Source organism: Kordiimonas sp. SCSIO 12603 (assembly GCF_024398035.1).
Lineage (GTDB): Bacteria > Pseudomonadota > Alphaproteobacteria > Sphingomonadales > Kordiimonadaceae > Kordiimonas.
On record NZ_CP073748.1, the window covers coordinates 3,259,855 to 3,274,136 of the forward strand.

15 protein-coding genes are annotated in these 14,282 nt (G+C 44.7%); 4 read left to right on the plus strand and 11 right to left on the minus strand.

The genetic code is table 11. The features are described from left to right. Positions 1-106 precede the first annotated feature (106 nt). On the minus strand, positions 107-613 hold the full coding sequence (locus KFE96_RS15255; RefSeq protein ID WP_255833411.1) for a hypothetical protein: 507 nt from the start codon (positions 611-613) through the stop codon (positions 107-109). 211 nt (positions 614-824) lie between these two features. Between KFE96_RS15255 and ispH the strand changes: the two genes are divergently transcribed. Genes ispH through rnhA form a run of 3 tightly spaced genes read left to right on the plus strand, consistent with a single transcriptional unit; the run spans position 825 to position 3,182 of the window. After that, complete coding sequence (gene ispH / locus KFE96_RS15260) at positions 825-1,781, plus strand: 4-hydroxy-3-methylbut-2-enyl diphosphate reductase (RefSeq protein WP_255833412.1); 957 nt, start codon at positions 825-827, stop codon at positions 1,779-1,781. Next, on the plus strand, positions 1,781-2,740 hold the full coding sequence (gene thrB, locus KFE96_RS15265) for a homoserine kinase (RefSeq protein WP_255833413.1): 960 nt from the start codon (positions 1,781-1,783) through the stop codon (positions 2,738-2,740). The genes ispH and thrB overlap by 1 nt, the downstream gene beginning before the upstream one ends. Continuing rightward, positions 2,730-3,182, plus strand: a complete 453-nt coding sequence (rnhA, locus tag KFE96_RS15270; RefSeq protein ID WP_255833414.1) for a ribonuclease HI — start codon at positions 2,730-2,732, stop codon at positions 3,180-3,182. Before thrB ends, rnhA begins: the two co-directional genes overlap by 11 nt. Here rnhA and KFE96_RS15275 read toward each other — a convergent pair. The 7 genes from KFE96_RS15275 to KFE96_RS15305 all read right to left on the minus strand — a co-directional run bounded on the left by KFE96_RS15275 (position 3,179) and on the right by KFE96_RS15305 (position 10,087). Next, entirely contained in the window at positions 3,179-3,952 is a 774-nt protein-coding gene (locus tag KFE96_RS15275) for an ABC transporter substrate-binding protein (protein WP_255833415.1), read from the minus strand. The two genes, rnhA and KFE96_RS15275, sit on opposite strands and share 4 nt — an antisense overlap. Before the next feature lie 145 nt (positions 3,953-4,097). Next, positions 4,098-5,768: a M28 family metallopeptidase gene (locus KFE96_RS15280; RefSeq protein ID WP_255833416.1), complete on the minus strand. Its 1,671-nt coding sequence runs from the start codon at positions 5,766-5,768 to the stop codon at positions 4,098-4,100. A 128-nt stretch (positions 5,769-5,896) separates the two neighbouring features. Then, complete coding sequence (locus KFE96_RS15285) at positions 5,897-7,180, minus strand: DsbA family protein (RefSeq protein WP_255833417.1); 1,284 nt, start codon at positions 7,178-7,180, stop codon at positions 5,897-5,899. A 16-nt stretch (positions 7,181-7,196) separates the two neighbouring features. Further along, complete coding sequence (locus tag KFE96_RS15290; RefSeq protein WP_255833418.1) at positions 7,197-7,655, minus strand: NfeD family protein; 459 nt, start codon at positions 7,653-7,655, stop codon at positions 7,197-7,199. Positions 7,656-7,658: 3 nt separating this feature from the next. Beyond that, positions 7,659-8,612, minus strand: coding sequence for an SPFH domain-containing protein (locus KFE96_RS15295; protein ID WP_255833419.1), 954 nt, complete (start codon positions 8,610-8,612; stop codon positions 7,659-7,661). Between the two features lie 111 nt (positions 8,613-8,723). Next, a complete protein-coding gene (locus tag KFE96_RS15300) occupies positions 8,724-9,206 on the minus strand; it encodes a peroxiredoxin (protein WP_247016632.1) in 483 nt (160 codons plus the stop codon). 80 nt (positions 9,207-9,286) lie between these two features. After that, positions 9,287-10,087: a protein-disulfide reductase DsbD domain-containing protein gene (locus tag KFE96_RS15305; protein WP_255833420.1), complete on the minus strand. Its 801-nt coding sequence runs from the start codon at positions 10,085-10,087 to the stop codon at positions 9,287-9,289. A gap of 177 nt (positions 10,088-10,264) precedes the next feature. Here KFE96_RS15305 and KFE96_RS15310 point away from each other — a divergent pair, with 177 nt between their 5' ends. Next, positions 10,265-10,828 carry a YqgE/AlgH family protein gene (locus KFE96_RS15310; RefSeq protein WP_247016636.1) on the plus strand — a complete coding sequence of 188 codons (564 nt, stop codon included), beginning with the start codon at positions 10,265-10,267 and terminating at the stop codon, positions 10,826-10,828. Here KFE96_RS15310 and KFE96_RS15315 read toward each other — a convergent pair whose 3' ends face one another. The 3 genes from KFE96_RS15315 to thrC form a co-directional block, all read right to left on the minus strand. Then, complete coding sequence (locus KFE96_RS15315) at positions 10,829-11,518, minus strand: PAS domain-containing protein (RefSeq protein WP_370650521.1); 690 nt, start codon at positions 11,516-11,518, stop codon at positions 10,829-10,831. 127 nt (positions 11,519-11,645) lie between these two features. After that, positions 11,646-12,884 (minus strand): pitrilysin family protein, encoded by a 1,239-nt coding sequence (locus KFE96_RS15320; protein WP_255833422.1) that lies wholly within the window; start codon positions 12,882-12,884, stop codon positions 11,646-11,648. Continuing rightward, positions 12,881-14,278, minus strand: coding sequence for a threonine synthase (gene thrC, locus KFE96_RS15325; protein ID WP_255833423.1), 1,398 nt, complete (start codon positions 14,276-14,278; stop codon positions 12,881-12,883). Before thrC ends, KFE96_RS15320 begins: the two co-directional genes overlap by 4 nt. Between the last annotated feature and the right edge of the window lie 4 nt (positions 14,279-14,282).

Genomic DNA, 14,282 nt, shown 5'->3' on the forward strand with positions numbered 1-14,282 from the left:
CGCGTTATATGAAGCCTTTGCAAGTCGAGAATCAAAAATCGCCCTTCCCTGAACAGGAAAGAGCGATTTAAATACACTCAAAATGGTGCCTAAGTTAGTGCAACGTTTAACGCACTATATTGAATACAGCATCTTTTGGATCTAGCTGAAAGCCAAGCAGAAGTTCATAGTTATAACGGCGCGCCTGCTCAATTGTAGGAACAAGCTGTGTAAGAACTTCGTTCGATACTGCATTTCCTTCGGAATCGAAACGAAGAGTTACGTCATAAATTCGCTTAGTGACAATCTGACTGTTATCTTTCAGCACGGCTGCAAAATACGGTACTGTAACAACAGAATCAGCCAACGCCGGTCCGCCTTGAGCACCAATAGTGAACGTCACTTCAGATTCTACGCTGTTCCCTTCTTCACAGCTAGACTGAACGTCGCGGATAGAAGCCGTAAATTCCACATCTTCTGTTGTACGCCCTGAACCACTAAACTTTGTAAGCGTTCCAACATCGCCAACTACAGCCACAGCCAAACAGCGGGAAATAGTTACCTCAAGCGGGTTTCTATTGCAGGCTGCTACAAAAAGCATCAAAGCCGAAGCTAACACAAGACGGATGGACATAAGTACCCTTTCACCATTCAACATATCAGCAACGCTGATTTGGCGGCGATCATAAAAAGAACACCATAAAAGCGCAACCCAAGTTGCAGCAATATTTTCAATAGGCTTTATTAGTGGACCATGACAAAAGTATGGCACCTTTCTTGTTCACCTTGACCCGCCGCCAGTCTAGGGGTAGCAAAGGGCTTATATATTCTTTGGAGGCACCCCCATGGCATCTTCTGATACACCTCAATTACGTATCTTACTCGCGAACCCTCGAGGTTTCTGCGCAGGCGTTGATAGAGCTATCAAGATTGTTGAACTTGCGATCAAAAAATTTGGCGCGCCAGTATACGTACGCCATGAGATCGTTCATAACCGCTATGTTGTTGAAGGACTGGAAGCCAAAGGCGCTGTATTTGTAGACGAACTTGATGAAGTTCCTGAAGGCGTGCCTGTCGTATTTTCTGCACACGGTGTACCTAAATCCGTACCTGCTGAAGCGGAACGCCGGGAAATGATCTATGTAGATGCTACATGTCCACTTGTATCCAAAGTTCACCGGCAGGTGGAACGCCATAAGGATCGCGGCAATCACATTCTTATGATTGGTCATGAAGGTCACCCCGAGGTGATTGGCACGATGGGCCAAGTCGATGAAGGCTCCATGACATTGATCGAAACTGTTGAGGACGTAGATAATCTATCCCCTGAAAATCCGGCTAAGCTTTCCTACGTTACACAAACCACTCTTTCAGTAGATGACACTTCAGACATCGTAGAACGTCTAGAAGAACGCTTCCCAGAACTGAAAAGCCCAAAGAAAGAAGACATTTGTTACGCGACAACCAACAGACAAATTGCCGTTAAAGCAATTGCCAAGGAAAGTGACCGCGTTGTTGTGATTGGTGCCCCCAACTCTTCCAACAGCCGAAGACTTGTTGAAGTAAGCGAAAAATCTGGTTGCCCAGCAGTTTTGGTACAGCGGGCTACTGATCTAGACTTTGAATGGCTTAAAGGTGCCAAAACCATTGGTATCTCAGCAGGTGCCAGTGCTCCAGAAATTTTGGTAGAAGAGGTTATCAGCGCTATCTTTGCACGATATGAAGGTTATCTCGAAATTTTCACCACGGCGGAAGAAGATGTAACCTTCAAAGTTCCTCCTATCCTGAAAGATATTGCTTAATGGCTGTCTACACTAAGGTTGATGATCAGACACTAAATCAGTTTCTGGATAGATATGACGCCGGGAAAGCGACAAGTTTCAAAGGCATTGCTGAAGGTGTGGAAAATTCCAACTATCTGCTTTCTACAACCAAAGCCCAGTATATTCTCACACTTTATGAAAAACGCGCAAACCCGGAAGACCTGCCGTATTTCCTAAATATGATGGAACATATCGCTGATAAAGGCCTTCCTTCACCGCGGCCAATTAGAGATAGCGAAGGTAAGGCGCTTCAAATCCTTTCAGGAAAGCCTGCCTGCCTTATCAGCTTTCTTTCAGGGGTAAGCGTTGATGAAACAAGTGATGCTCACTGTGCAGCTGTTGGAGAAGCTCTTGCGTTGATGCACAATGCGCTTGCTGACTTCAAAGAAAATCGGCCTAATGACTTGTCTCTTGATGGCTGGGAAAAACTAATCGCTGATACGGCAGATACCGCAGATAGCGTAAGCAGCGGATTATCTTCTTTCATCACAGAAGAGTTTGAATTTCTCAAAGCCCACTGGCCAACAAACTTGCCAAGCGGCACTATTCATGCCGACCTGTTCCCGGACAATGTTCTTTTTACAGGACACAAAGTAACCGGGATTATTGACTTTTATTTTGGCTGCACCGATGCACTCGCGTACGATCTGGCTATATGCATCAACGCTTGGTGTTTTGATGGAAATCATGAATTTGTACCAAGCAGGGCGAAGCGTCTTATAGAGATGTACGATACACACCGTAGTCTCGTCCCTGCTGAACTTGAAATATTTCCCGTTCTGTGTCGTGGCGCCGCTCTAAGGTTTCTACTCACGCGTCTCTATGACTGGTTAAACCCGGTTGAAGGTGCTGTTGTGAATCCCAAAAACCCGCTCGATTATAAAAAACGCATCGAATTCCACCGCACAGTGAAAGATACTGCTTCCTATGTCGTCTAACGATCAAACTGTTTTAATTTATACTGATGGCGCTTGTTCAGGGAATCCCGGCCCAGGTGGTTGGGGGGCGCTGTTAATCTACGGCGAAAATGAAAAAGAAATCACCGGTGGTGAATTCAATACAACTAACAACCGCATGGAGCTAACAGCCGCGATTGAAGCCCTGAGGTTACTGAAACGTCGCTGCAAGGTAGAACTCTACACTGATAGCACCTACGTGCGCGACGGCATTACCAAATGGATTGACGGCTGGAAGGCCAAGGGTTGGAAAACGGCTGCAAAAAAACCTGTGAAGAATGAAGACCTATGGCGTGCCCTGGATGAAACCAGTAATCAGCATGATATTGTTTGGAAATGGGTTAAAGGTCATGCAGGTCATCCAGAAAACGAACGAGCAGATGCCTTAGCTAATCAAGGAATGGCTCTTTATAAAGGTGACTAATTATATTTCTTATAAATAGCCTCCAGTTGACCACTTCTTCTCATTTCAGAGATAATATGATCAACCTCGGGCATTAAGGAAATATATGGAGACCTTTTTCCCATTAGAATATGAGCACTGATACTTTCGAGATTGACGCCCGTGTCGAAAATATCTTTTTCGATAGCTTCTGTAACCATAACATTTTTATAAACTGACGGTGCAGTAATCACCAAGTCGGTCCTGCGGTCTGATAATAACCTGAAAGAATTCCGAGGATCAGGTACCAAATTTGCGTCGACCCCTCTAGAGAGCAGTTTCTCTTTGAACCATCCATCACCAATGACTGCTGCCATTTTCAGGCGAGCATCGATAACATCCTGAACACTTCTCATTGTGAGTATTTCATCAAGGCGAGGATGACCAGGATAAGTATATAGGCGTCGTTGTAACTGATAGACTGGCAAAACACTAGGCACGACATAACGCAGCCGTTCAGTTGTTGGTACAGTCACAATGATATCGGCCCTACCCATTTTTACATCGATTTGGGCTCGCTTCCATGGGCGGTTTTCAAACTTAAGCTGTATTCCCAGTTCGTCCTCAAACACTGCACGCAAAACCTCTGCATAAACCCCTTGGGCCCGTTGGTTTTCTGGATAAATAAGAGGTTTATTGGTTGCGTAAGAGACCGTGAGACTCTTTTCCGTTTCCAGTCCGCTGATAGCGTTCGACAAAAAAAGAACACACAACAAAAAGAAACAAACAGAATGTTTAAATTTCAAAATCATGTACTCTTCAACCACACAAAAGGAATGTGGATTATATTAAAACAATTACTTATCAAAGCAATCTTTGATTTTATATTCCAGATATCTTCAGACATAAAAAAAGGGATGCAAAACTGCACCCCTTTATTACTTTATATTCTAGATATTACTTACCGAATGTTTCACCGAAGAAATCACCTTCATTCCAAGAAGGGCGCTCATCTTCATTCGCGATCGCTTTAATAATTAGATAATTTACATGTGCAAACTTAGCACCTGCATCATAATCAATATCAAGCGTGATCTGGTCTGCTGGAGAATGATACTCATGACCTAAGAAATTCCTGAAGATCTCACCACCAACTTTACCAGACGGATCCGTTTCAAAACCTGTCACAAGAAATACAGAAGGAATACCTTGCTGAACAAAACGGTAGTGGTCACTACGCGTAAACAGACCTTGTTCAGGCATCGGGTCTGGGCTTAGTTTAAGGCCAATTTCAGCCACAGCCTTTTCAGTAATTGGACCAAGTGTTGAACGTTCTGCGCCGAATGCAATCACATCCTGAAAATCATAAAGAATAAGCGGCATATCAAGGTTTACATTCGCAACCATTGTTGGCTTATCCACTGTTGGGAAGTTTGCAAAATAGCCCGCTCCAAGTAGGCCTTTTTCTTCCGCCGTTACAGCTGTGAACAGAATAGAACGACGTGGCTTCTCACCATTCGCATAGGCACGAGCTACTTCGAGCATGGTGGAAACACCAGCAGCATTATCTAGCGCACCATTATTGATCTTATCTTCGCCTTCAGCATTTTCAGAAACACCAATATGATCAAGGTGTGCAGAAATTACTACATACTCATTCTTCAGTTTCGGGTCAGACCCTTCAATAACACCAACAACGTTAGGGCTGGTGAATTCACCGGAAAGAATACTATCTTTCACAAGAGATGCAGAAGCTTTCAACTCCACAGGCTTTGCATTACCTTCGAGTGTTGCTTTTAGAGCGTCTTCAAAAGAAGTAGCAGCACCTGCAAAAAGTTCCTTAGCAACAGCGTGACTGACAGCAGCACTCGCTCCCACGGTTTTACCACCCACTTCTTTACCGTCAGGGGTTTGCCAATCCATACGATCACGGTCAATAAAGCGCTTATAGAAAGTAAATGGACGCTGCTCCTCACTCGCAAATACGCTGATCACACCAGTAGCACCAAGCTCCGCTGCGGCACGTGATTTAGTTGCAGTTGAACGGTAATGCGCTCGCACTTCTGTATTCATATCTGAAGGAGCACCGCTTACAAGAACAACGACTTTACCCTTCACATCAAGACCAGCATAGTCGTCATGACCAGCTTCTGGGGCGTGGATACCATAACCCACAAAAACAAGATCGCCAGCGGCAGTGCCTTTACTGTCACGCACACTACCAGACATCAAATATTCATCACCGAACGCCAATTCTTTGGTTTCACCATTAACTGTAACAGCAACCTTTGACACATCTTTATTGATGCGAGCGTTCTGGAAAGGAACTTCCTGGAAGTAAGTTCCGTTATCCCCCATTGGTTTCACACCCAGGCGAGCAAACTCTGCTGCTACATATTTCGCAGCGACACGGTGCCCTTCACTACCTGTATCACGACCCTTTAAAAGGTCATCCGACAGAAAAGCAATATCCGCCTTGATGCGCTCAGCACTAAATTCAGGAGCCTTATTTGTTGAACCAGCACGGTCGTTTGTTGAAACGGTCGCACATGCAGAAACAGCCAGCATCGCTGCAGCTGAAATACCAAGCTTCATAAACTTGGTAGAAATTACAGATGTTTTCCCCATGATGTCCTCAGGTTATGTTTATCTTTGTTACAGTGTACACTTAGTGATCTAGCCAACTTTACATCTTTCGTAAAGCTAAGATAAACCAAAGATATAGATCAGTTCAAAAGCTTAAGACCGCCAAACTATCATTCATTTTTTAGGATTTCTGCGATAGCCCACAAACGATCTTGTCCCCACAAGGTTTCATTCGCCACCCTGAATGTTGGCACGCCCCAACTGCCATAAACCAACATCTCGTTCATATTTTTTTCTGCCTTTTCAAACCATACTTCTTCGGGCAAGGCATGCCCTAGCGTATTGGCAGGCAGTCCTGCATTTGCAATGATCTTCAACAGGCCTTCATCTGTGGTACCATCAATACCCTCTGCCCATACACCACGGGTGAAAGCGCTGAAAAATCTCAACATGCTTTCGTCATCAGGCAATGAAAAGCCAATAGCCATTGCCCGCTTCACAGCAAGGCCAAGTGGGTCAACAATCTTACCAAACGGAATATCTTCAAGCCGAGCTTCTCTTGCAGCATCAGCAAGAATGTAACGCCCCTTGGTGGGAGGCACCTTCATTCCGCGCATCAACATAGGCATGACAGGCTTGAGTTTCAGCTTAACACCCGAAAGCTCGGCAAATTCACCAACTTGTTGCAAAGACAAATGGCTGTATGGGCTTCGAACAGAAAAGAAAAACTCTACAGTTCTTCCTGCAACAGACTTATCCAGTGTTTCCAATCTATGTCGCCAAATACGCGTCAGATCAAAATGGCATTCACCATCACCTAACCCCAATCTGTTCAAACGGCGTTCAAGGTGATCGATCCGATCCACTCCCACATAGAATTCGCCCTCATAATAAAGGGACGCACTTGAATATTGGCCAAGTTCACGTAACCGCCGCTCATTGTTAGATAGCATTTGCTCATCGATATCAGCGACAACACAGAGCTTTCTTACTGTTAAGAGATCTTCCCGCCATAGAGCGGCACCAACTTCCTGTGCGATTGAGAAAAACTTGGGATCATCCTGTATGCTGGCAAGATAACGATTAGCCATCCCCACGCTAAGACGATCTGGAACACTGGCAGCTGCAGGAAAACCCAATCCATACAGTTTGGCAAGACGAGCAGCATCAATGATACTATAGCCCTCGAACCGTGCTGGATCTGGGTACATATTAGCAGGGAGTTTTTCCACAACGAGTGGCGTGATTTTTACATCAAAACGGTAAGCAATTTCAGGCAAAACCTGAACCATCAACTGGCAATAAGGGTCATCAGCGCGGTGAAAATAGAGAATTTCATGAGGTCTACGCGCTAAACGCCGCACAAATTCTGCACGGCGTCTTTTTCCATTTAATCTGGCTTCACTTGTCAACCACGCGGCAACGCGTGATCTCAATATCGCTTTAAAGTTCATATGGCTATCTTTGCTGCTATTCGGCAGCAGGTTCAACCATTAAAACCGTTCCTTCTACAGAAATTACGCGAACTTTATCACCAACCGCAGCATCTGAGCCTTCCGCAAGCCACAAGCTGTCTCTTACAGAAACCTGGCCACGGCCGTTCTCAATCGCTTTAGCGACAGTGTAAATATTACCCACATGATCTTGACCTGCCGTGTTCACTTCCTGATCAGGCTGCTGGTCACCTGCAGAGTAAAAATACTTATTCCCAACATATATCGAAATAGCACCAACAGCTGCAAAAAACAGTCCATGCCCTTCAAACCCTATATCAGGCATCAGCCATGCAACCATGCCAGTAGCCAATCCTGCAAGACCTATCCAGAGCAGATAAACACCCGGGATTAACATCTCGCCTACCAGCAGTAACACACCCGCAGATAACCACAGCCAATAGGCATTTTCACTCATCCATGCAAAATCAAACATAGCTTACTCCACATTAGGAATACCGCTGGCGCTCGTTGGTTTGGTTTTCTTCACTTCACTGAAAAGCTCAGAAATACCACCGATAGAACCAATAACACTTGAAGCTTCCATTGGCATAAATACCAGTTTCTCGTTTGGCGAATTTGCAAAACTACCAAGCGCTTCGACATATTTCTGCGCCACAAAATAGTTGATCGCCTGCTTATCACCAGCCGCAATCGCATTAGATACCATTTCTGTAGCTTTCGCCTCAGCTTCCGCTTCACGCTCACGGGCTTCAGCATCTCTAAAGGCTGCTTCTTTACGCCCTTCTGCCTCTAGTACGGCAGCTTTCTTTTCACCTTCCGCACGAAGAATTTCGGCCTCTCTCATGCCCTGAGCTTCAAGAATAGACGCACGTTTATCACGCTCTGCCTTCATCTGGCGCGCCATAGCATCAACAATATCTCTTGGTGGTGCGATATCCTTGATTTCAATACGTGTGATTTTCACACCCCAAGGCTGCGTTGCTTCATCCACCACATTCATCAGGCGTGCATTAATATCATCTCGCTTAGAAAGCAGTTCATCAAGATCCATCGACCCCATCACTGTACGAAGATTGGTCATCGTAAGATTCAAAATGGCTAGTGTCAGATTGTTTACTTCATAGCTTGAGCGCGCAGCGTCCAGAACTTGAAAGAACACTACGCCATCAGCAGCTACCATCGCATTATCTTTGGTAATCACTTCCTGCGTAGGAATATCAAGCACCTGTTCCATCATATTCATCTTGCTACCGATACGTTCAATAAACGGCACAATGATATGAAGGCCCGGCTTCAAGGTTTTTGTATATTTACCCAATCTTTCAACGGTATATTCAAAGCCCTGCCCCACTGTAACAACCGCGGAAAAGACAAAAATAACCGCCAGCAAACCTACTAGCCCGACAACGATTTCCGACATCTCAAACATATAATTCCCCCTAATTGGAAGGTTATCCCTAAAACCTATATATGTATTTTCAAGGCAAATAAAAAGGGGCAGCCAAAGCCACCCCTTAAAAAACAATTACTTTATAACAACTTACAGCTGCCCAAGCGCATGCTCTGCACTAGATACTTGGAACGCACCCGGCTCTTCCACGTTCAACTCGGTCACCGTACCGTTTTCAACAATCATGGAGAAACGAACCGACCGAAGTCCCATACCGAAACCAGAAGCGTCCATCTCTAGACCAATAGCTTTCGTAAAATCGCCATTCCCGTCTGCGAGCATTGTCACTTTATCACCAGCGCCTGTGTTTTCGCCCCATGCATGCATTACAAATACGTCATTCACAGCATAACAGGCAATTTCATCAACACCTTTTGCTTTGATTGCATCTGCCTGCTCAATAAAGCCTGGTAGGTGCTTAGCGGAACATGTTGGTGTAAACGCGCCCGGCACAGAAAAGATTACAACCTTCTTGCCTGCAAAATATTCTTCTGTCGCGATTGGCGCTGGTCCATCTGCTGTCATTGTTGTTAGCATTGCTGCAGGAATTTTATCGCCAACTTGAATAGTCATAATCACCCCTTACCGTTTCAGGATTAAAATTTCAGGGGACAGAGTAAAAGATTATTCCCCTGATGAACATAATTAAGATGTTACAGATCAATAAACCGTTCGATGGATGCACCACGACCGTTAGTAAAACTCAAACGAACTTGCTTACCTTTGAGATCAATCTTCTTATTTCCCGTTTGAGCTGAGAGAACAAAACGAACCGTCTTTCCATCAGGCAACATACGTTTCTTCGGCTTCCCAAAGTGAGCAACAGTGCCTATTTCCGCAAGCATATCTGCGTTTGTTAGGTTACCGGAACCTGTTGCATCGACGACAACTTTTTGATGCCCCATTTTACCGACCAATTTAGCAGATAAAACTTCTAAGCCTGCACCATCATCACCTACGCGTGCTGGTACTTTATCCATCCAACTGGACACGCGAATATCATGAATAGAATCGTCTGCACCGGATGTATCAACCATATAGTCTATATTAAATGGCACACAGATATCCTTGCAGACCATAAAGTCTACCTTCACAGGTACCTCAGCAGATTGTGCATCAACATAGAACGGCATAATAACCTGTTTGCCGTATCCATATGTCTCAAGTCCAAAAAGTTCGAAGCGTTCTGGGAATGGATATAATACTTCAATCTGTTCACCACTCGAAGATATCTTCACAGGTAAGCCTGCTTCACCCGGAGAACGCCAATAAGTTTTCCAACCTGGGGCTAACTTCGCTTCCCATGCCAGCAACTTCTTACCCGCATCATCAGACATACTTGTCGCCACAACACGTGTTTGAAGCATTCCGTCATGATCATGCCATTTGGTTTCCGAGGCATAACTCTTCACTGACAGAATTGCACTCACCAATAGTACTACAAACAATCGCACATTTATTCTCCGGCAAATTTTCCTTTTATATAAGCGAGCACCCTTACATTCTCCAATCGCCTTTTATCACAAACTCGTCAGATTAAAGGAACTAAACAGAATAAACACCTCATTTGCTTCATTGCTTCACCTACCTTGAGAGAGTAAACTATGCATAAATAACAAAAGGACACGACGTTGACGTCAGCGAATTTCTTAGACAGTAAACTTCTTCTCGCAATGCCAAGCATGACGGATGAAAGGTTCGACAGAACAGTCATTTATTTATGTACCCATGACGAATCTGGCGCTATGGGACTGGTTATTAACCAACAGGCAGAAAACCTTAACTTCGAAGAACTACTCACACAGTTAAACATTGAAACGCATCCGAATACGCCAGACATTCCAGTTCATCGTGGCGGCCCTGTGGAACCGGGTAGAGGATTTGTTCTACATTCCGCAGATTTTGTTCAGGACAGCACGCTTGTTGTTAGTGAAACATTGGCACTTACTGCAACCGTCGATATCCTGAGCGCTATGGCTGAAGGCAAGGGACCAATACACAACCTGTTAGCTCTTGGTTATGCAGGCTGGGGCCCTGGTCAGTTGGAAGACGAAATCATTGCTAACAGCTGGCTTACTGCAGAGGCTGATGAAGAGATTATTTTCAACACTGATTTTGAGCAAAAATGGCCACGTGCAATGGCAAAGTTGGGCGTGAATATATCTATGCTTTCCACAGATGCAGGTCACGCCTGATTAATGATGCTGAAAACTTGTATCAATATTAGCTAAACTTAGTGATGGGATTGCAGTGTAAAGCTGATGCTGGCCTTTACGATCAATCTCAATCACTTTAGGCAAATCTATTGCCCGTAAAGTTACCTTCAGGTTATCCAGCAAATCTTTTACACGTTTAGACAAATGCTCTTCCATAAGCGCTCTAGGTGACGGCACCACAAGCAATTGTTGCAAGCTCTGTTCGAACCCTCCCCACTTATCAATAAAGCCTTGATTATTCACTTCGAATGGTCGAACCACACCAACCATAATAACACCACCCATCGCTCGTTCTTCAATGAATGGGAGTGATAGAACTTCCAAATCAAAATTGGAGTCAGCTTCAATTTGAAAGGTACCTGTTCTTAGAATACCACATCCTTGGACAAGCGCTGTTGCGTACATCTCTTCCATAACAGAGCCCTGTTCTGTTTCAGAGAAAACACTACTGTAGGTTCTGCCAGCCATACCACGGCCCATGGCACTTTCCAGTGCCGAACCAGCAAGGCGGTATCTAAGCGCACCATCAGGTGCCATTTCTAAAATAAACATCCAAGGTAAAATACTTGTAAGTTCTCGCAGGTCTAATTGCCCTCTTTGCGGAACGCTGTTACCTTTACACAAGGAATACCAATAGCCTAAAAACAGGCATATCTCAGGACACAACAATTAATTTTCTCCCCAAACGTTGTGGGGATACTACCATTTGCACCAACCCCGAGCAATCAGGGAAACCTAGTACAGTTATTAATTCAACTGATTAAATGTTCAGAAAAAGCAAATGTAAAAGAAACAATTAAAAACTAATTGTATCAAAGTTTCCGTTACCTACCACTGCAATAGAAGTTTGGTTCTGATCAATGATTGTTGTGCCAATATTTCTTACTTGCTCCACAGATACAGATTCTACGTTTGCAATCATTTCTTCAACAGGGATTACGCGATCAAAAACAAGTAATTGTCGCCCAAGTTGTTCCATTCTCGATGTTGTCGATTCGAGCGCCATCATCAAACTTGCCTTCAATTGCGCGATTGCGACATTAAATTCCTGCTCTTCAGGCCCATCAGCTAGCGCCGCCATTTCAGCCTGAATTACAGGGATCATTTCATCAACCATATCAGGGCCTGTACCTGCATAAAGGCCAAACAACCCTGTATCCTGATGACTGCTTGTAAAACTGTAAACCGAATAAGCCAGGCCTCTACGCTCTCGCACTTCCTGGAACAAACGAGAGGACATGCCCCCTCCTAGGATTGTGGAATAAACCTGTGCCGCATAATAATTTTCATCATGAAAAGAAGTGCCTGGCCAAGCCGCAGCAATGTGAACTTGTTCAAGGTCACGTTTTTCTATTTTTCGACCACCAGTATAGACCGCCTGCTCTGCACGTTGCTTTACACCAGTCGGCATATGGCCCATTCTCTCTTCAACCGCCTTAACAACCGCATCATGGTCCAAATATCCAACAGCTGAAACAACAGTGTTGGCGCCAACATAATTTGTTGAAAGATAGCTTAACAAATCATTTTGCGTGAAAGAGCGAATTGTTTGTTCAGTGCCCAGTATCGGGCGCCCAATTGCCTGATTACCGTATGAAATACCTTGGAGATGATCAAAGATTACATCATCTGGAGTATCAAGAGATTGCCCTACTTCCTGCAGGATTACTTCTTTTTCCCGATCCAGTTCTTTCTGATCGCATACACTGTTCATAACAATATCGGATAGCACATCAAGTGCCATGGAAAGATCGTCTTTCAGAACACGGGCGTAGTAGGTGGTATTATCACGAGTGGTATATGCATTAATATGGCCACCCACACTTTCGATACCCAATACAATATCTTTAGCAGACCGGGTCTTGGTGCCTTTAAACAGCATATGTTCAAGACAATGCGTAATACCATTCAGAGCCTCAGGCTCATGCCTTGCTCCAACATCTGTCCAGATACCAATAGATACGGTTTCCAAACTTGCACGGTGTTCTGTAATAACCCGAAGGCCATTTGATAAGGTGGTAACCTGAACGGTCAAGAGCCGTTTCCTTCCAAGATTCTTCGCTGCAACGTCTTTTTATCATTTGGCAGCACTTCGAAGCGTTCTTCACGCTCATAAAGATCAGCCATATGCTGAGGAAGATTTGGAACAACACCACACGCCTCCTCTACCGCAGCACCGAACTTAACAGGGTGCGCAGTGGAGAGTGTTATATTCGGAACTGCAGAAGAATCAAGGCTTGTACGCGCCACTTCAATGCCTACAGCAGTATGAGGGTCTGAAATATAACCATTTTCTTCAAAAATACGCTTCATAACCGCTTTTGTCGTGGCGTCGTCTACCCGGTCTGCAACAAAGTTATCTTTAAGAATCGCATGATGGTCAGGTGACAAACTGAAGGATTTATCCTTCACAAAGCTATCCATATAACTCTGCACCATATCGCCATCACGTCCAGTAAGGTCAAAAATCAGGCGTTCAAAATTGCTTGAAACCTGAATATCCATGCTCGGAGAAAGCGTCGCATGCGTTTCACCAGAAGCATATGTGCCGGTATTAAGTGTACGAGCAAGAATATCATTGCTGTTCGTAGCAATCGCTAATGTCTCGATTGGCAGGCCCATATTCTTTGCTATGTAACCTGCGAAAATATCCCCAAAGTTCCCCGTGGGAACACTGTAAGAAACTTTTCTATCTGGCGCACCTAGCGCTACAGCAGATGTAAAATAATATACGATCTGGGCCATCACCCGGGCCCAGTTAATCGAATTCACTGCCGTCAAACCAACCTTATCGCGGAATGCAAGATCATTAAAACACGCTTTCACAAGTGCCTGACAGTCATCAAAGGTACCCTCAACAGCAATATTCACCACATTCGGTTCAAGTACTGTTGTCATTTGCTTGCGCTGCACATCAGAAACACGATCTTTGGGATGAAGCATATATATGCGCACGTTGTCACGCCCACGACAGCCTTCAATCGCTGCAGAACCAGTATCTCCAGACGTAGCGCCAAGAATAGTCAGTTGCTCATCACGCTTTTCCGTAAAGTGGTCGAAAAAGCGCCCTAGAAGCTGTAGCGCAAAATCCTTGAACGCCAATGTTGGACCATGGAACAGCTCTAAAAGCCAATCATTGGGGGAAAGCTGCACTATCGGGGCAACAGCATTATGCCGAAATGCATCGCCGTATGTTGCATCCAGCATTTTTTTCAGGTCAACATCAGAAACGGAACCCGCAACAAATGGCTGAATGACTTTGAAAGCGACATCAGCATAAGAAAGGCCTCGCATCGACCGAATATCTTCTGCCGTAAAGCTGGGAATTTCCTCAGGTACATAGAGGCCGCCATCACGGGCAAGGCCTGTAAGTGTTACACCTTCAAAATCTAAAACATCGGCCTTGCCGCGCGTGGAAATATATTTCACGATT

What these genes read in the sequence shown, in the direction of transcription:
- KFE96_RS15255 (WP_255833411.1), bottom strand. Translation starts at nt 613, where the DNA reads ATGTCCATCCGTCTTGTGTTAGCTTCGGCTTTGATGCTTTTTGTAGCA.
- ispH (WP_255833412.1), top strand. Translation starts at nt 825, where the DNA reads ATGGCATCTTCTGATACACCTCAATTACGTATCTTACTCGCGAACCCT.
- thrB (WP_255833413.1), top strand. Translation starts at nt 1,781, where the DNA reads ATGGCTGTCTACACTAAGGTTGATGATCAGACACTAAATCAGTTTCTG.
- rnhA (WP_255833414.1), top strand. Translation starts at nt 2,730, where the DNA reads ATGTCGTCTAACGATCAAACTGTTTTAATTTATACTGATGGCGCTTGT.
- KFE96_RS15275 (WP_255833415.1), bottom strand. Translation starts at nt 3,952, where the DNA reads ATGATTTTGAAATTTAAACATTCTGTTTGTTTCTTTTTGTTGTGTGTT.
- KFE96_RS15280 (WP_255833416.1), bottom strand. Translation starts at nt 5,768, where the DNA reads ATGGGGAAAACATCTGTAATTTCTACCAAGTTTATGAAGCTTGGTATT.
- KFE96_RS15285 (WP_255833417.1), bottom strand. Translation starts at nt 7,180, where the DNA reads ATGAACTTTAAAGCGATATTGAGATCACGCGTTGCCGCGTGGTTGACA.
- KFE96_RS15290 (WP_255833418.1), bottom strand. Translation starts at nt 7,655, where the DNA reads ATGTTTGATTTTGCATGGATGAGTGAAAATGCCTATTGGCTGTGGTTA.
- KFE96_RS15295 (WP_255833419.1), bottom strand. Translation starts at nt 8,612, where the DNA reads ATGTTTGAGATGTCGGAAATCGTTGTCGGGCTAGTAGGTTTGCTGGCG.
- KFE96_RS15300 (WP_247016632.1), bottom strand. Translation starts at nt 9,206, where the DNA reads ATGACTATTCAAGTTGGCGATAAAATTCCTGCAGCAATGCTAACAACA.